This is a genomic window from Roseomonas sp. SRI_022, from assembly GCF_057586215.1.
Window position 1 is genome coordinate 185974 of sequence record NZ_JBYCZL010000006.1, and the last position, 16628, is coordinate 202601.

Consider the following 16628-nt stretch of genomic DNA (forward strand, 5'->3'; position numbering starts at 1 on the left):
GTCAGCCCGTGATCGCATCGATGAAGTCCGCATTCGCCTGCTGGTAGTTCTGCCCCCACCAATTGCCGTCCAGCACCACCTGCACGCGCGCATTGTCCGGATCTGTCGGGTTCTTGCGGCGCATCTCCTGCGGCACCAGCGCGGCAGCACGCGGGTTGCATGGCCCGTTGCCCAGCAGCTTAAGCAGTTCCACCTGCGGCTCGGGGTTGGCAAGCATCGAAGCAAGCAGGCGCTGCGCCCCCTCACCACCCGGATTGCCGCGCGGGATCACGAAGATGCCCGCCTGCAGGAGCGCCTGCGGCCAGATGAACTTGATACGGCCATTCGTTTCGGCTTCCAGCACCGTGGCGCGGGTGTGCCAGACTTGGCCCATCACTGCCTCACCAGTGCGCATGAACTGCTCGCTCTCGCTGCCGCTGTTCCAGTAGACGGCATTGCGGCGCAGCTCGGCGGCCTTGCGGATGGTGGCGCGGATATCGAGCGGATAGAGATTCGCCGGATCCTTGCCGAGCGCCATCTGCGCGGCATCGAGCGTGGCCAGCGCATCGCGGCGGAACAGCCGCGTGCCCGGGAACTTCCGCAGATCATAGAAATCCGCCCAGGAGGTCGGCCCGCCCTGCGGGAATTTCGCGCTGTCGTAGCAGAGCACCGAGCTGAACGAATACGGCGCCGCGCCGTATTCCAGCGCGAAGCCGACCGGCAGCGTGTCCTCCTTCTTGACGATGTTGTAGTCGATCTTCGCCAGCAGGTTCTGTCGCCCGAGCAGGTTCGACGAGGATGCCGAGGAATCGCACAGGTCCCAGGTGACGCGGCCGCTTTCCACCATGGAACGGATGCGTCCGGCGGATGGCCCGGTGCTGTCCTGTTCCACCGTCCAGCCGGGATTGGCCGCGACGAAGGGCGCACCGTAGAAATTGCCGAAGCCCTGGTTGGCGATGCCGCCCCAGTTCACCATCACCAGGCGGCGCGATGCCTGCGCCTGTGCCTGCCCACCCGCCAAAGTGCCCACACCGAGTGCGGCGAGACCCGCAAGCAGCGTGCGGCGATCGACCTCCCCACGGCGATACTTGCGCAAGGCCAGTTCGATACAATCCTGCTGGAAGCTTTGCATCACCGTCTCTCCTCACTGGGCCCGCGCCGTTGCGCGCAGCATTGCGCAAACAGCGCGAAGCACGACGCATGCCAGGGCGGGCGTGCGGCCACTTGCGAATGTCGCTGCGCCGGCGTGAACTCTCCCGTGCAAATCACACCATGAGCAGGCTGATCGGGCAATGACCTCCGCGAACCCCATCTTCGCGCCGGGCTTCAAGACAACCCCCTGGTGGTGGGAGGCGGCGGAGCCACCCGGGCGCGACGGCACGCTGCCCGACAGCGCCGGCGTCGCCGTGGTCGGTGGCGGCTATGCCGGGCTTTCGGCGGCGCTGACGCTGCGCCGCCTGGGGCATGAGGTGACCGTGCTCGATGCGGAACGCATCGGCTGGGGTGCCTCCTCGCGCAATGGCGGCATGGTCTCGGGTGGGCTGAAGGTCGCCTCCGGCGCGCTGCAGAAGACCTATGGCGCCGAGCGTGCGCGGGCGATCGCCGGGGCCGCCGCCGCCTCATTCCCCTTCATCGAGGAGACGATCGCGCGGGAGGGCATCGACTGCGACTACATCCGCTGCGGCCGTTTCGTGCCGGCATGGACGCCGAAGCACTACGACGCGCTGGCCGCGCGCGCCGAGTTCATTGCCGATGTGACCGGGCTGCCGACCCACATGCTGCCGAAGGACCGGCAGCGAGAGGCACTCGGCAGCGATCACTACCATGGCGGTATGATCGCCGAGGCCTCCGGCAGTCTGCATCCCGGCAAGTATGCGCGCGGGCTCGCCGACGCCGCCGAACGCGCGGGAACGCGCCTGATCGATGGCGTGCGCGTCACCGGCATACGGCCGGACGGCAGCGGCTTCCTGATCACCACCGATCGCGGCCAGATGCGCGCCGGTGCGGTGCTGGTTGCGACCAATGGCTATTCACGCGATGCCCAGGGGCGGTCGGCCATGCCGTGGCTCGCGAAGCGGATGATCCCGGTCGGCTCCTACATCATCGCCACCGAGGAATTGCCAGCCGAGACTATGGACCGGCTCTTCCCCGGCCGCCGGATGATCAGCGACACGCGACGCGTGCTGAACTACTTCCGCCCCTCACCTTACGGCAACCGCGTCCTCTGGGGCGGCCGCGCAAGCTTCGGCCCCACGGAGCCTGCGACCGCCGCACCCGTGCTGCGCGGCTTCATGCTCGCTGTCTTTCCCGAGTTGAAGGATGTGCGGCTGACCCATGCCTGGACCGGCAATGTCGCCTTCACCTTCGACTTCCTGCCGCATATCGGCGTGCAGGATGGCGTCCATTATGCCGCGGGATGCCAGGGCTCCGGGGTCGCGATGGCGACCTGGCTCGGCCATCGCGCGGCACTGAAGATCGCCGGCGCGGACAATGAAGGCTTCGCGCTGGACGGGCTGAACTTCCCGACAATGCCGCTCTACAACGGGAATCCGAACTGGTTCCTGCCGATCGTTGGCAGCTGGTATCGGTTGCGCGACCACATGGACAGGGCTGCCGCATGAACGCCGACTTCGTCCTTCTCAACGGCCGCATCACGACGATGGATGCGGCGGGCACGCAGGCCGAGGCGCTGGCGGCGACCGGCGGGCGCATCGTCGCCATCGGCAGTTCCACCGCGATGCGCGATCATGTCGGCTCCGGCACGCGCGTGCTGGACGCCGAGGGCCGCCGCGTCATCCCAGGCATCGTGGACAGCCACGCGCATCCGGATTCCTATGCGGTGCGCCTGCGCACCTGGACGCTGGTTTCGCCGGACCGCGTCGCGACGCGCGACGCGCTGCTCGCCACCATCCGCCGCGTCTGCGAGACCCTGCCGACCGGCCGCTGGGGCGCCTTCTACCGGCTGAACGAGCGTGCCTCCGGCGGTTATCCGACGCTCGACGAACTGGACGCGGCGAGCGCCGGCCATCCGGTCTTCATCCTGCGCACGGACGGGCATCTGGGTCTCGCGAACCGCGCCGCCTTCGCCGCCTGCGGCGTGGCCGCGGATGCGTCCGACCCGCCCTTCGGCGCCTTCGACCGCGACCCGAGGACCGGCGCCTTCACCGGATTGGTGCGGGAGACGGCGGCGCACATCTTCCTCAACGCCATCCATGACGCCGACAGCGAATCCGACATCGCCGAGGGCATGGAGATGGTGCAGGACGAGTGCCTGCGCCATGGCATCACCTCGGTGGCCAATTCGCTGACGCCGGCGAAGGCGATCCGCGCGTATCAGCAGATGCACCGCGACGGGCGCTGGCGGATGCGCATGGGCATCATCGCCTCGGGCCGGGACGAGCCGCTGATCCCGCACCTGATCGGCGCGGGCATCCGTTCCGGTTTCGGCGATGAATGGCTGCGGCTGATCGGCGTGGAGTGGTGCCCTGATTGCTCGACCTCCGGCCGCACCGCTGCCTATTGGGATCCCTATGTCGGCGCGGCGGTGCCTGGCGAGCCGGTGCCGAATACCGGCATGCTGCTGTACGATCGCGATGACCTGACCGAACGCGCCACCGCCGCGCACAAGGCCGGGCTGCAGGTGATGATCGAAGGCGTGGGCGACCGTGGCATCGACTTCGCCCTCGATGTGATGGAGGCCGCGCTCGCCGCGCATCCGGTCACCGACCATCGCATGCGGGTCGAGCACTGCTGCTACGTCACGCCGCCGATCCTCGCGCGGCTGAAGCGCGGCGGCTTCGTCGATTCCTCGGCCACCGGCTTCATGGACGAACTGGGCGAGGCCTATGTCGCCAATCGCGGTCAGGCGGCGCTGCGGCACATGTGGCCTCATCGCAGCCTGATCCAGGCCGGCATCCCCGCCCCGGGGCATTCCGACTTTGCCGTCTGCCGCGTCAATCCCTTCACCGCGCTCGGCGCGATGGTGACACGGCGCAGCCAGACCGGCGCGGACCTCGATGCGTCCGAGGCCGTGACACCCATGCAGGCGCTGGCCGCCTACACCACCCTTGGCGCCTGGGCACAGCGGGAGGAAGCGGAGAAGGGCAGCCTTGAGGTCGGCAAGCTCGCTGACCTGGCGGTGCTCGACACCGACATCCTTGCCTGTGATCCGGCCGCGATCCGCGACACGCGCGTGGCGGCAACGGTGGTCGGCGGCGTCCCGCGCCACGCGGCCTGACACCCCTTTCCGGCGGCCGGGGCGGCATGCGAGCATCCGCGCCCGAACTCCGCCGAAAGGGTGCGCCATGCGCCAATTGGTCCTGCTCGCCAGCCTTGTCCTGGCGCCGGTGACGAGCCTTGCGCAGGGCGTCGTGACCGAGCGGAACATCAGCGCCAGCCTGGCAGCGGAGGCGGTCGCCGCGGCTGTCGAGGCCTGCATCGGACGCGGCTTCCGCGTCTCCGCCGCCGTCGTGGACCGCTCGGGCGTCTTGAAGGCGCTGCTGCGCGCGGATGGCGCCGGGCCGCACACCGTCGCATCGGCCCGCGCCAAGGCCTACACGGCCGTCAGCATGCGCGCCAACACCAGCCAGATCCTGGAGACCGTCCGCACCAATCCCGGTGCGGCGCGGCTGGTCGATATCGAAGGTTTCCTGATCGTCGGTGGCGGCATGCCGATCCGCATCGGCGATGAGGTGGTCGGCGCCATCGGCGTCGGCGGCGCCCCCGGCGGGCATCTCGACGACCAATGCGCCGAGGCCGGCATTGCGCGGATCCGCGAGCGCCTGAACTAACGCTTCAGCGCCAGCCGCTTCGGCGCGCCGCCGGTGGCGTGCGTGCCGAAGCGTGCCAGCACCTCCTCCGGCCAGGCGCCGACGCGGCGGGCATCGAGGTCGATGCAGAGATACAGCACCTCATTCTCCGCCACCTGCCAGCCCTCAGCCGCATGGAACATTACGTGGCGGCACAGCAGGCGCTTCGAATCGAAGGACAGCACCTCGCTGTCGAAGGCGAGTGGCGCGCCTTCCATGACCTCCCGCGTATAGGCCTGCCAGGATTCCGCAGCGAAGGTGCCGAGGCCGCGCGCGCGGAACGCCGGCCCGAGCCCCAGCGACGGCCACAGCGCGTCCGTCGCCATATCGAAGGCCACCAGGTAGTAGGCGAGGTTCATGTGCCCGTAGTGGTCGACCCACCCGGGCAGCACGGAACAAAGCGGCGCGCGCATGGCCCTCAGTGGATGTCCTCGGACTTCAGCAGCGCTTCCTTCAGCTTCGCCACGTTGAAGCCCTTCGACTTCACCATGTCGAGGATCACCTTCTCCTTCCGCGCGCCGAGGTCGATGGCGGCCGGGATCTTGGTGACGACGTCGTGCGGGATGACGACGGCGCCATGCCGGTCGGCATGCACCACGTCGTCGTGCTTCACCTGCATGCCATGGATCGTGACGTCCAGGTTCAGCGCCACGATATGCACATAGGCATGCGATGGGTTCACGACGCCCGCGATGCCCTGGAAGCCCGGCGCGAACATGTCGAGGTCGCGCACCGAACCGTTGGTCACCACGCCCTGCGCACCGAGGCCCTGGTGCACGGCGCTGTTCACCTCACCCCAGAAGGCGCCGACGCCGGGCGTGTCATCCAGGTCCTGCAGGCAGACGATGGTCGGCAGCGCGGCATCGGCGACGTACTCGTACCAGGCGACGCGCATCGCCTTGTCCGCTTCCTTGCTGCGGCCCGACGGGAAGGCCGCACGCTGCGTGCCGGTGCGCGCCAGGCCGCAGATCGGCGGCAGCTCCGGATCGACCGCGGTCATCGGCCGCACGGTGAAGCCATACCCGCGGCGATGCGGCGCGACGACTTCGAGCGCGTTGCAGATGGTCGGCGTATCCCACTGGCGCAGCGCTTCGAGGTCGGCGGCGGTGAAGGGGTATTGGGGCATGAATGGTCTCCTCCGGTGCCGGCAGGATCGACCAGCCAGCGGCTCCGGTCAAACCGCCGCGGCTGCGTCCATGCGCTGTGCATAGCGTTCGCGCCAGCCTTCCCCCGCGATCCAGCGGCGCAGAAAGCTGCCGTCCGGTGCCTCCCCCCGCAATGCGACGACACTGCGCCAGCCAAGCGCCGTCATGCAGGAGATCACTGGTGCGCCATCGACCTCCGGCCGGTCGAGGATGGGCTTCAATGTCGGCATACCGGTGCCCAGCATGACCACGGCCTCCACGCCGGAACCGGACATGCCGGACAGCGCCTCGGCCGCACTGCCGGCGGACATGGCGTAGATCGGGTGGAAGGCGGCCTCCGGCGCCGCCGCGGCGACGATCCGTCCGACCGAGAATCCGCGCGCGGTCCAATAGGCGGCCGAGGCCTCGGTCAGCGCCGCGGGATAGGGCGAGACCAGCCCGATGCGCCGTGCGCCCAGCGCATGGAAGGCATCGCAGACCGCCCGCGCGGCGGTGATGAATGGCGCGCCGATGCGTGCCTCGATCCGCGCCACGGCGGCATCCTCGGCCGCCGCACCGACCAGATAGGACGCACCGGTGCAGGCGAAGGCGATCGCCCCAACCGGCGCATTGGCGAACTGCCCGATCGCGTCATCCAGGCCGTCGACATAGTCGATCAGCCTTTCCTCGATCGTGCGCTTCGGGCTGGTCATCCGCGCATTCAGCATGGCCATGCGCGGCGGCAGCAGGATCGCGAGTTCGGGTTCGACCGTCGTGTTGGCCTGTGGCGTCAGCACGCCGAGCAGGCCCTCGCTGCCATATTCGATCGCCATGGGATCCCCTTCCATCGCGCGGTCTGGACGGCGATGACGCATTGCCACAGGTATATGCCTTGCATGATGTGGTCTGACGAGTGAGGTCAAGATGACGGCGGAACGTGGTGCAATCGCGATCGTGGGTGCCGGGCCCGTGGGGCTGGTGCTGTCGCTGCTGCTCGCACGCGCCGGGCTGCCCGTGATGCTCCTGGAGGCCGAGGCCGACATCAGCGAGGAGCTGCGTGCCTCCACCTTCCATCCACCGACGCTCGACATGCTGGATGCGCTGGACCTTGGCGCCCCGCTGGTCGCACAGGGGCTGACGACCCCGACCTGGCAGATCCGGCGGCACGAAGACGGCGCGCGCGCGGTCTTCGACCTGTCGGTGATCGCGCCTGACACGGCGCATCCCTACCGGCTGCAGGCCGAACAATGGAAGCTGTCGCGGCTGATCCTCGCGAAGATGCACGCCGAGCATCCCGGCGCCCTGCCCCGCTTCGCCTGCGCCGTGGAGGCCGTCGAGCAGGACGCCGATGGCGTGACGCTGTCCGGACGTGGCTTCGACCCGATCCGCGCCGCCTTCGTCATCGGCTGCGACGGCGCACGCAGCGTGGTCCGCCGTGCGATGGAGATGCCCTTCTCTGGCGAGACCTATCCCGAGACAACAATCCTCGCCACCACGCTCTTCGACTTCGCCGAGGCCTTCGGCGGCCTGTCGAACGTCAACTACATCTGGACCGAGCATCCGGCATTCTCCGGCACCTTTTCGCTGCTGCACGTGCCTGGAAAATGGCGCGCGAGCCTGCACACCGCGCCCGGCGAGGATGTCGAGGCCGCGCTGACGCCCGAGGCCATCGAGCGCAAGCTCCAGGCCATCCACCCCAAGGCCACGGCCTATGAGGTGCCGGACCTGCGCCCCTATCGCATCCACCAGCGCATCGTGCAGGACTATCGGCGCGGACGGATGCTTCTGTGCGGCGATGCCGCGCATCTGAACTCGCCCTCGGGCGGTATGGGCATGAATGGGGGCATCCACGACGCCTTCGAACTCGCCACGCATCTGCTGCCGGTCTGGCGCGGCGAGGCGGAGCTCTCGCATCTCGACCGCTACACCCGCCGCCGTCGCCCCATCGCGGAGCGCGAGATCATCGCCCAGGCCGACCGCAACCGTGCGCGCATGCGCGAGCGCGACCCGGCCCGCCGCGCCGAGTTGCTCGCGGAGATGCAGGCCATTGCCGGCGATCCCATCCGCGCGCGGGAGCATCTGCTGCGCTCCTCGATGATCACCGGCCTGCGCGCCGCCGCCACCGTCGCCTGAAGGGAGCCGTCATGAACCGTCGCATCCTCCTCGGCATGATGCTGGCAGCACCCAGCCTGGTCCGCGCCCAGCCTGCGCCCTGGGCACCGACACGCCCGGTGCGGCTGGTGGTGCCCTTCCCCCCGGGCGGCGCGACGGATGTCGTCGCGCGGCTGGTGGCGCAGCGCATGGCGGCCGCGCTCGGCCAGCCGGTGGTCGTCGAGAACCGCGGCGGTGCCGGCGGCACCATCGGCAGCGATGCCGTGGCGAGGAGCGCGCCGGACGGCCACACGCTGCTGGTGTCCAACATCGCCAGCCAGGGCGTCGGCCCCTCCGTCTATCGGGCCATCCCCTATGACGCGATGCGGGACTTCACCCATATCGCGCTGCTGGCGGCGATCCCGAATGTGCTGATCGTCAACGCCGACCGGCCGGTGCGCAACATCGCGGAATTCACCGCCTGGGCGAAGCGCGATCCCGGCGGCGTTCGCGTCGCCTCGCCGGGCAACGGGTCCTCCAGCCATGTGACGCAGGAACTATTCAAGCGCCTGGCCGGCATCGAGCTGACCCACGTCCCCTATCGCGGCAGCGGCCCGGCCTTCAACGACGTGGTTGCCAACCAGATTGAGGCGATGGTCACCACACTCCAGGAAGCCGGGCGCAATGACCGCGTGCGTATCCTCGCGGTGATGAGCGAGCACCGCATCGCCGGCTGGCCGGATGTGCCGACCATCGTCGAGCAGGGCTTCCCCGATCTGGTGGCTTCGACTTGGTTCGGACTCTCCGGCCCGGCGGGCTTGCCGGACCCGATCGCCGACCGGCTGCATGCGGAGGCGCTGGCCGCCCTCGCCGCGCCCGACGTCGCGCAGCGGCGCGCCGAGATCGGTGCCGAGGCCCCACCGCTGTCCCGCGCCGACTACACCGCCTTCGTCGCACGCGAGATCGCCCGCTGGGGCGAGGTGGTGCGCCTGTCAGGCGCCCGCATCGATTGATGCGATCGCCTGCGCGACGGTCGTCACCGTGGCGACCGGGCGCAATCCCTCGACTGCCGCCTGGTGCACCGTCTCGGAGAAGGCGGCACAGCCATCCTCGAGCAGCGTGACGTCGAATTCCCGCACATGCGCCCCGCGCACGGTCGAGGCGACACCGCCGTTCGTCACGATGCCGGCGACCAGCAGCCGCCGCACCCCCGCCTTGCGCAGCGCCCATTCCAGGCGCGAGTTCCAGAAGGCGTCGTAGCCGAGCTTCTCGACGGCGAGGTCCGACGGCGCGAGGTCATCGACCAGCGCATGACCCCAGGACCCCGGCGCGAAATCGCCCTTCTTCAGGAAAGGACGCATCTGGCGGAGATGCTCGGCGATGAAGGGCTCACCGCCCTTCCCCGGCACCAGCGTGAAATGGGTGGACGCGATCCAGCCGCCCCTGGCACGCACCGCATCGACCAGCGGCTTCAGGCGCGCGGGCAGCGCCGCGATCGCGGCCGCCGCCTGCCCCGCCCGGCCATAGGCACCATCGGGATGGATGAAGTCGTTCTGCAGGTCGCACAGCAGCAGCGCGGTCTCGCTGACCGGGATGGCGTCATGGGCCATGTCACGCCCTTTCGATGATCAGATTGCCGAATCGGTCAGTGCGCGCCGCAAGTCCGGGATCGACCACGACCGTCGCATCGGGTTGTTCAAGGATCGCCGGTCCTGCCACGACCGAACCGGCCGGCAGGTCGAGCCGCGCGTAGATCGCCGTGTCGTGCCAGCGCCCGCTGAACCAGACCGGCCTCGTGCCGCGTGCCGCGGCGTCCATCGTCGCATCCGCCGGTGGCGCGAGCATCGCGAGGTCAAAGGCCGGGCGCCGCCCGATCGCCGCGGTGCGCAGCGTGACGATGCGCACGGGCAAGCCCGGCAGCAGGCGGGTGAAGGCGCGGCTGTAGGCAGATTCGAAGGCCGCGCGCACCGTGGCCGCTGTGATTCCCGTCGTGCCGTCCTGCAGGATCACCGGCAGCGGCACAGCGACGGTATGGGTCTGCCCGGCATAGTGCATGTCGAGTTCGAAGACAGTCTCGATCGCCTCGACCGGCAGGCCGGCCGCTGCGACGACGGCCCGCGCGGCCTCGGCCTCGGTAACCATACGCGCGTCCAGCGCCGAAGCATCGAGCGTATCAAGCGCGAGATTCAGCGTCCGCACCTGGTCATGCCGCACATCGGCGATGATGCAACCAAGCGCCGAGGTCACGCCAGGGTAGCGCGGCACCAGCGCGGCCTTCAGCCCGACATCACGGATCAGCGCACCGACATGCAGCGCGCCGCCGCCGCCGAAGGGCAGTGCGACGAAGCGGCCGGGATCGTGGCCACGCTCGATGGAGACAAGGCGGATGGCGCCCGCCATCTTCGCGTTGGCGACGCGCAGGATCGCTTCCGCCGCGGCCATGGCGTCGAGGCCGAGCGGATCGCCGACGTGACGCTGGATCGCGACGCGCGCGCCATCCACATCGAGGCGCGCCAGCGCACCGCCAATCGGCCGTTCCGCATTGATGCGGCCGAGCACGACATTGGCATCCGTCAGCGTCGGCCGATCATTGCCCTGGCCGTAGCAAACCGGCCCTGGTCGACTGCCCGCGCTTTCCGGCCCGACCTGGAGCAGTCCGCCGCGATCCACCTGCGCGATGGACCCGCCGCCGGCACCAATGGTGGTGATCTCGATCATCGGGGACCGGATCACCAGGCCGAAATCGATCGTAGCCTGCGCGGCGAGTTCCATCCGCCCACCGGCGACCAGCGAGACATCGAAGGAAGTGCCCCCGAGGTCGCAGGTGATCGCGTTGTCAAACCCCGCCGCACGGGCAATGGCGGCGGCGGCGATCACGCCGGCTGCCGGGCCGGACAGGGCCGTGCGCACCGGCATCCGCCGTGCCGTCGTGGTGGACATGATGCCGCCATTCGACTGCACGATGTGGAAGCGGCCGGTGAAGCCATCCTCGGCCAGCGCGCCTTCGAGGCGCGCCAGGTATCCGGCCACGCCAGGTTGGAGATAGGCGTTCAGCGCCGTCGTGGAACCACGCTCGAACTCGCGGATCTCGGGCAGGATCTCCGAGGAGACGGAGACATGCGGGTTGGGCCAGATGGCCCGCACGACCTCCGCCGCCGCGGCTTCATTCGCGGCGTTGGCATGGGCGTTGATGAAGGTGATGGCACACGCCTCGGCGCCCGCAGCGAGCAGCGCGCGGGCCGCATCGCGCACGGCATCGAGGTTGACCGGCGTGCGGATCGTACCGTCCGCGAGGGTGCGCTCCGGCACTTCGAGCCGAAGGTCACGATCGGCGATCGGCCTGAAGTCCCCCCAAAGACCCCAGGTGTGGCGGCGGTCTCGCCGCCGCATTTCCAGCACGTCGCGGAAGCCGACGGTGGCGATGACACCGAGGCGCGCGCCCTTGCGTTCCAGCAGCGCGTTGGTGCCGACGGTCGTGCCATGCACGACGGCATCCATCGTCGCGGCGCCCCCCAGCGCGCGCAGCCCGGCGAGGAAGCCCGAGGCTTCGTCGCCACGGTTCGACGGCACCTTCGCGGTGCGCAGCGCGCCCGTCTCCGCATCGTACAGGAACAGGTCGGTGAAGGTCCCGCCAACATCGACGCCGACGATCGGGCCGCTCATCGCGACACGCTCCCATCCGCGGCTACGGTCACGCCGTAGTCCCGGATGGCGGCCTCACGGCTGACATGGCCAAGCCGAATGTCGCGCGCGACGGCATCAACCGAGCGCGCCAGCGGATCGCCCCAGCCGCCGCCACCAGGACTTTCCAATCGCACGCGCTGGCCTTGGCGGATGGAGACGCCGACCACCTTGCTCGCCATCGGCGGTGTGCGCCGGCCATCATCCGAATCCCAATGGAAGGTGTTCATCGCGCCGGCCGCGCCGCCGGCGACCCCGAAGGGCGCAAAGCGACCGCGTTCGCCGAGTAGGGCGAACTCGGTGGCGCCGGGGGCCAGAGCCTCGATCTCATAGACGGCGCCAACGCCGCCGCGATGCAGGCCGGGTCCGCCGCTATCGGGCCGCAGCGCCCATTGCGTCACCATCACCGGGTTCGCCGCCTCCAGGATCTCGACCGGCGGGATGGTCGCGGTCGAGATCGGGTTGTTCGCATGGTGCAGCCCGTCGCTTTCCGGATTGCCGCCGAGGCCGCCGCCGAAGAAGGAGAACATCACCCAGCGCGTGCCATCCGTCCGAAGGCCGGACAGCGACAGCGCATTGATGGTGCCGAATGGCGCAGCGGTTGCGCGATCCGGCTTCGCCTTGCCGAGCGCACCGAAGATCACGCCGATCAGCCGCAGGATCGTCTCGGTATATCCGGCGACCGGACGCGGCGCGCGCGCGCCGAGCAGCGTCGTCTCCGGCGCGACGACGCTCACCGGCCGCAACACCCCGGCATTCGCGGGCACGTCGGGAAAGGCGTGCTTCAGCGCGACGTAGCAGGCGGCGACCGTGGTCGCGACGGAGATGTTCACCGGCCCTGCGCAGGGCGGGGACGAAGCCGACATGTCGAGCACCATGCGACCGCCCTCGATCGTCATGGTCAGCGCAATGCGCAGCGGCTCATCCACCACGCCGTCATTGTCGAGGAAATCCTCGAAGGCGTAGGTACCGTCGGGCAGCGCCTCGATCTCCGCGCCCATCAGTGCCTCTGCGCGGTCCATCAGCACGTCAAAGGCTTCCGCCGCGGCGGCATCGCCGTACTCATCCAGCAACTCGATCAGGCGCCGCTGGCCGAGATCGAGCGCGTTCAACTGCCCGTTCAGGTCGCCCCAGTTCGATTGCGGCACGCGGGAGTTCGCCGCCAGGATATCGAGAATATCCTGCTGCATCACGCCACCCCGGATCAGCTTCACCGGCGGGAAGCGCACGCCCTCCTGGTGGCTTTCCGTCGCGCGCGGGTTGTAGTTGCCCGGCACGTTGCCGCCGATGTCGAGCCAGTGCCCGACGCTCGCCAGCCAGCAGAACAACCGACCGTCCCGAAACACCGGCCGCACCAGGCGGAAGTCGTTCAGATGCGTGCCGCCATCGTAGGGATCGTTGAACAGGAAGGTGTCGCCAGGGTGCAGCCCCCCGTCCGCTGCGACCTTGGCGATCACCGCCCGCACCGCGAAGGCCATGGCGCCGACGAAGATCGGAAGACCCTTGGTGCCCTGCACGAGCGTGTCGCCGGTCTGTGCGTGATACAGGCCGTGGCAGGCGTCGCGCGCCTCGGCGATGATCGGGTTGAATGCACTGCGATACAGCGTCGCGTCCATCTCGTCGGCGATCTGTTCGAGCCGCCCCTTGAGGACGGCGAGCGTGACGGGGTCGATGCTCATGGCCTGCTACAATCCGAGATAGGCGCGTTGCAGATGCGGGTCCGCGCGCACCTGTGCCGCCGTGCCGCCGATGGCGAACGCGCCGTTCTCAAGCACATGCGCCTCATCGGCAATATCGAGGCTCTGCGCGACATTCTGTTCCACCAGCATGATGGCGAGCCCTTCCCCATGCAGGCGACCGATCAGGGCAAACATCTCCTCCACCAGCAAGGGCGAGAGGCCGAGCGAGGGTTCGTCAAGGATCAGCAGGCGCGGTTCCGCCATCAGGCCACGCCCGATTGCCAGTATCTGCTGTTCGCCGCCCGACAGCGTGCCGGCGCGCTGGCGGATGCGCTCCCTCAGGCGCGGGAAGGTGTCGAAGACGCGTTCCATGTTGCGCGCCCGGTTGGCCTGCGCCCGACGATAGGCGCCGAGGTCGAGATTCTCGCGCACCGTCAGGTTGGGGAACACCTTGCGGCCCTCCGGCACATGCACCAGCCCGGCCGCAGCGATCGCAGGTGGCGCCAGGCCGTCGATGCGACGGCCTTCGAAGGTGATCGATCCGGCGCGCGCCTTCACCAATCCGCTGATCGTCATGTTCAACGTCGTCTTGCCCGCACCATTGGCGCCGAGCACCGCAACGATCCGGCCAGCCGGCACGTCCAGATCCACGCCACGCAGCACGGTCGTCATTCCATAGCCCGCTTCGAGGCCGCGGATCTCAAGCATCACCCGCACCCTGGAGCCGCTTCGCCGCGCCCTGGCCGAGATAGGCCTCCACCACCGCCGGGGCGGCGACCACCTCCGCCGGCGTGCCGGAACAGATGATCCGGCCCTGTGCCAACACATGCACCCGGTCGCACAAATTCATCACCGCCTGCATGACGTGTTCGATCATCAGCACCGTCACGCCGCCGTCGCGGATGGCGCGCACCACCGGGACGATGTCGCGAATCTCGGAGGGATTCAGCCCCGCCAGCACCTCGTCCAACAGCAGCAGCTTCGGACGCGTGGCGAGGGCACGCGCCACCTCCAACCGCTTGCGCCCGGCAACCGTCAGCGCGGCGGCGGGCTTGTCGAGTTGATCGGCAAGACCCACGCGCTCGGCCACCCGCTCCGCTGCGTCCAGAGCCGCGCTGCGCTTTGCCTCCCGCAGGAAGGCGCCGACCGCGATGTTCTCCCGCACACTCAAGCCCGCGAAGGGCTGCACGATCTGGAAGGTGCGCGCCAACCCCATGCGCGCAAGGTCATGCGGGCGGCGGCCGGTGATATCCTCACCTTCCATCAGCACCAGCCCGGCGGTCGGCTTCTCGAAACCCGCGATCACGGCAAACAGCGTCGTCTTGCCCGCGCCGTTCGGGCCGATCAGCCCCGTGATCGAAGCCTCCGCGACATCGAGCGTCGCGTCGTTCACCGCGACCAGGCCACCAAAGCGCTTGGTTACGCCGCGCACGGCGAGGAAGGCGGGATCGGGACCGGTGCCGGTCATCGCCGCCACCGTCCGAGCAGGCCGGGAATGTCGCGCGGCGGGAAGCGGACCACCAGGATCAGCACGATGCCAAACACCACCAGATCGATGCCCGGGATGCGGCCCGCGATGGATTTCGTCGCCTCGGCAAGGCCGTGCAGGATCACCGCACCGAGCAGTGGGCCGAACACCGTACCAGCGCCGCCGACGATCGGCGCCAGCAGCGCCTCGACCGAGATCCAGGTGCCATAGGCGATATTGGCATCGATATAGAGGAAGTACTGCGCATAAAGTCCGCCCGCCGCGCCGGTCATGCCGGCCGACAGCGTGATGGCGCGCAGCTTCACCGCCAGCACGTCGACGCCCAGCGCCTGGGCGGCGGCCTCGTTCTCCCGCACCGCGACGAGTTGTGCACCGAGGCGGGATCGCTCCAGCGCCCGTGTGGCGACCAGCGCCAGAGTCACCAGCGCGCCCGCCACCCAAAGGAAGGTGCCGCGCCCGGCGAACTGGAAATTCGCGGGATCGGCCTGCAGCCGGATCAAGGTGCCGGCCGCGCCGCCGGTGATCTCACTCGCATTGGCCAGCACGCGGAACACCTCGGCGAAGGCGAGCGTCACCAACGCGAAATAGGATCCCTTCAGTCCCGAACGGAAGGCCATCGCGCCGATTGCGAGCCCGACCAGCGCGGCCAGCGCAACGCCCATCGCAAAGGCCGGATAGGCGTTCATCCCGAAGCGCATCTGAAGGATCGCGGTCAGATAGGCACCGGTCCCGAAGAACGCCGCATGCCCGAAGGAATATTGGCCGCCATAGCCACCAAGCAGGTTCCACCCCTGCGCCGCCAGCGCGATGATCATGGTGAAGACCAGGAAGTTCAGCACCACGTTGCTGGCGACCAGCAGCGGCGCCGCGGCGATCATCGCGCCGAAGGCGATGATCGGCATCACGCCTTCGCCCCGAACAACCCTGTCGGGCGGACCAGCAGCACCAGGATGAAGATCAGGAAGATGCCGATCTGGCCGAGGCTCTCGCCGAGGAACAGGCCCGACAGGCTCTCCACCACGCCGATCACCAGCCCGCCGACCAGCGCGCCGACCACGCTGCCCATGCCCCCCAGCACCACGATGGTGAAGGCGACCAGCACGAAGGCGTTGCCGACGCGCGGGGAGACATAGAAGGAGGGCAGCAGCAGCGCGGCCGCAATGGCGAGGCACGCCGTGCCGATGCCGAAGGTCACCGCGTAGATATGCGCGACATCGATGCCGACCAGCGCCGCGCCCGTGCGTTCCTTGGCGACCGCGCGGATCGCCTTGCCGGTCGCGCTGAAGGTCAACAGCAGATACAGCGCCACGCCGACGGCGAACGTCGCCGCGAAGCCGACCAGCCGCGGCCAGGACAACAGCGCCGGGCCGAACTCGACGACGTCCATCGCGTAGGGCACGTCGATGCTGCGCGTGTCGGAGCGGAACACCGCCAGCATCAGGTTCTCGATGATGATGGACAGGCCGAGTGTCACCAGCAGGATGTTCTCGTCCTTGCCGCGGCTCGCCGGCCCGATCACCAGGCGCTGCACCAGGTATCCGATGCCGAAGAACAGCGCCGCCAGCGGCAGCGCAGCAACGTAAGGGTCCACGCCGAACGCCGTCCGCGCGACATAGGCCGCATACATCGCCGCCGTCAGCAGCGCGCCGTGGGCGAAGTTGATGATGTGCAGCACGCCGTAGACCAGCGTCAGACCGAGCGCCACCAGCCCATAGACCGCCCCGGTCAGGAGACCGTTCAGCACGGCCTCCAGGATGATCTCCGGTGGCAGGTTCAT

At 69.0% G+C, this 16628-nt stretch carries 16 protein-coding genes; 5 read left to right on the forward strand and 11 right to left on the reverse strand.

The genetic code is table 11. The annotated features are described in order from the left end of the window. Nucleotide 1: 1 nt before the first annotated feature. Nucleotides 2–1111, reverse strand: coding sequence for an extracellular solute-binding protein (locus AC2YHJ_RS08115; protein WP_487395222.1), 1110 nt, complete (start codon nucleotides 1109–1111; stop codon nucleotides 2–4). Nucleotides 1112–1271: 160 nt separating this feature from the next. Here AC2YHJ_RS08115 and AC2YHJ_RS08120 point away from each other — a divergent pair, with 160 nt between their 5' ends. The 3 genes from AC2YHJ_RS08120 (at nucleotide 1272) to AC2YHJ_RS08130 (ending at nucleotide 4769) form a co-directional block, all read left to right on the forward strand. Continuing rightward, the gene (locus AC2YHJ_RS08120) at nucleotides 1272–2600 is read left to right on the forward strand and encodes an NAD(P)/FAD-dependent oxidoreductase (RefSeq protein ID WP_487395223.1); all 1329 of its coding nucleotides are present in this window, start codon (nucleotides 1272–1274) and stop codon (nucleotides 2598–2600) included. Beyond that, nucleotides 2597–4216: an amidohydrolase gene (locus tag AC2YHJ_RS08125; protein ID WP_487395224.1), complete on the forward strand. Its 1620-nt coding sequence runs from the start codon at nucleotides 2597–2599 to the stop codon at nucleotides 4214–4216. The genes AC2YHJ_RS08120 and AC2YHJ_RS08125 overlap by 4 nt, the downstream gene beginning before the upstream one ends. 67 nt (nucleotides 4217–4283) lie before the next feature. Then, nucleotides 4284–4769 (forward strand): GlcG/HbpS family heme-binding protein, encoded by a 486-nt coding sequence (locus AC2YHJ_RS08130; protein ID WP_487395226.1) that lies wholly within the window; start codon nucleotides 4284–4286, stop codon nucleotides 4767–4769. Here the strand turns inward: AC2YHJ_RS08130 and AC2YHJ_RS08135 are convergent. Genes AC2YHJ_RS08135 through AC2YHJ_RS08145 form a run of 3 tightly spaced genes read right to left on the reverse strand, consistent with a single transcriptional unit; the run spans nucleotide 4766 to nucleotide 6744 of the window. After that, the gene (locus tag AC2YHJ_RS08135) at nucleotides 4766–5200 is read right to left on the reverse strand and encodes an acyl-CoA thioesterase (protein WP_487395227.1); all 435 of its coding nucleotides are present in this window, start codon (nucleotides 5198–5200) and stop codon (nucleotides 4766–4768) included. The genes AC2YHJ_RS08130 and AC2YHJ_RS08135 overlap by 4 nt on opposite strands. A 5-nt stretch (nucleotides 5201–5205) precedes the next feature. Then, nucleotides 5206–5913 carry an RraA family protein gene (locus AC2YHJ_RS08140; protein WP_487395229.1) on the reverse strand — a complete coding sequence of 236 codons (708 nt, stop codon included), beginning with the start codon at nucleotides 5911–5913 and terminating at the stop codon, nucleotides 5206–5208. Nucleotides 5914–5961: 48 nt separating this feature from the next. Further along, nucleotides 5962–6744: a maleate cis-trans isomerase family protein gene (locus AC2YHJ_RS08145; protein ID WP_487395231.1), complete on the reverse strand. Its 783-nt coding sequence runs from the start codon at nucleotides 6742–6744 to the stop codon at nucleotides 5962–5964. A 91-nt stretch (nucleotides 6745–6835) separates the two neighbouring features. Between AC2YHJ_RS08145 and AC2YHJ_RS08150 the strand changes: the two genes are divergently transcribed. Both AC2YHJ_RS08150 and AC2YHJ_RS08155 read left to right on the forward strand, forming a co-directional pair. Beyond that, nucleotides 6836–8044, forward strand: a complete 1209-nt coding sequence (locus AC2YHJ_RS08150) for an FAD-dependent oxidoreductase (protein ID WP_487395233.1) — start codon at nucleotides 6836–6838, stop codon at nucleotides 8042–8044. An 11-nt stretch (nucleotides 8045–8055) separates the two neighbouring features. Beyond that, nucleotides 8056–9015 carry a Bug family tripartite tricarboxylate transporter substrate binding protein gene (locus AC2YHJ_RS08155; protein ID WP_487395234.1) on the forward strand — a complete coding sequence of 320 codons (960 nt, stop codon included), beginning with the start codon at nucleotides 8056–8058 and terminating at the stop codon, nucleotides 9013–9015. Here AC2YHJ_RS08155 and AC2YHJ_RS08160 read toward each other — a convergent pair. Genes AC2YHJ_RS08160 through AC2YHJ_RS08190 form a run of 7 tightly spaced genes read right to left on the reverse strand, consistent with a single transcriptional unit; the run spans nucleotide 8995 to nucleotide 16628 of the window. Next, complete coding sequence (locus AC2YHJ_RS08160; RefSeq protein WP_487395235.1) at nucleotides 8995–9612, reverse strand: cysteine hydrolase family protein; 618 nt, start codon at nucleotides 9610–9612, stop codon at nucleotides 8995–8997. The genes AC2YHJ_RS08155 and AC2YHJ_RS08160 overlap by 21 nt on opposite strands. A gap of 1 nt (nucleotide 9613) precedes the next feature. Then, nucleotides 9614–11665: a hydantoinase/oxoprolinase family protein gene (locus AC2YHJ_RS08165; RefSeq protein ID WP_487395236.1), complete on the reverse strand. Its 2052-nt coding sequence runs from the start codon at nucleotides 11663–11665 to the stop codon at nucleotides 9614–9616. Further along, nucleotides 11662–13362 (reverse strand): hydantoinase B/oxoprolinase family protein, encoded by a 1701-nt coding sequence (locus tag AC2YHJ_RS08170; protein WP_487395237.1) that lies wholly within the window; start codon nucleotides 13360–13362, stop codon nucleotides 11662–11664. Before AC2YHJ_RS08170 ends, AC2YHJ_RS08165 begins: the two co-directional genes overlap by 4 nt. 6 nt (nucleotides 13363–13368) lie before the next feature. Next, on the reverse strand, nucleotides 13369–14070 hold the full coding sequence (locus AC2YHJ_RS08175) for an ABC transporter ATP-binding protein (protein WP_487395238.1): 702 nt from the start codon (nucleotides 14068–14070) through the stop codon (nucleotides 13369–13371). Further along, complete coding sequence (locus tag AC2YHJ_RS08180; RefSeq protein WP_487395239.1) at nucleotides 14063–14830, reverse strand: ABC transporter ATP-binding protein; 768 nt, start codon at nucleotides 14828–14830, stop codon at nucleotides 14063–14065. The genes AC2YHJ_RS08175 and AC2YHJ_RS08180 overlap by 8 nt, the downstream gene beginning before the upstream one ends. Next, nucleotides 14827–15753, reverse strand: coding sequence for a branched-chain amino acid ABC transporter permease (locus AC2YHJ_RS08185; RefSeq protein WP_487395241.1), 927 nt, complete (start codon nucleotides 15751–15753; stop codon nucleotides 14827–14829). Before AC2YHJ_RS08185 ends, AC2YHJ_RS08180 begins: the two co-directional genes overlap by 4 nt. Next, nucleotides 15753–16628, reverse strand: coding sequence for a branched-chain amino acid ABC transporter permease (locus tag AC2YHJ_RS08190; RefSeq protein ID WP_487395243.1), 876 nt, complete (start codon nucleotides 16626–16628; stop codon nucleotides 15753–15755). The genes AC2YHJ_RS08185 and AC2YHJ_RS08190 overlap by 1 nt, the downstream gene beginning before the upstream one ends.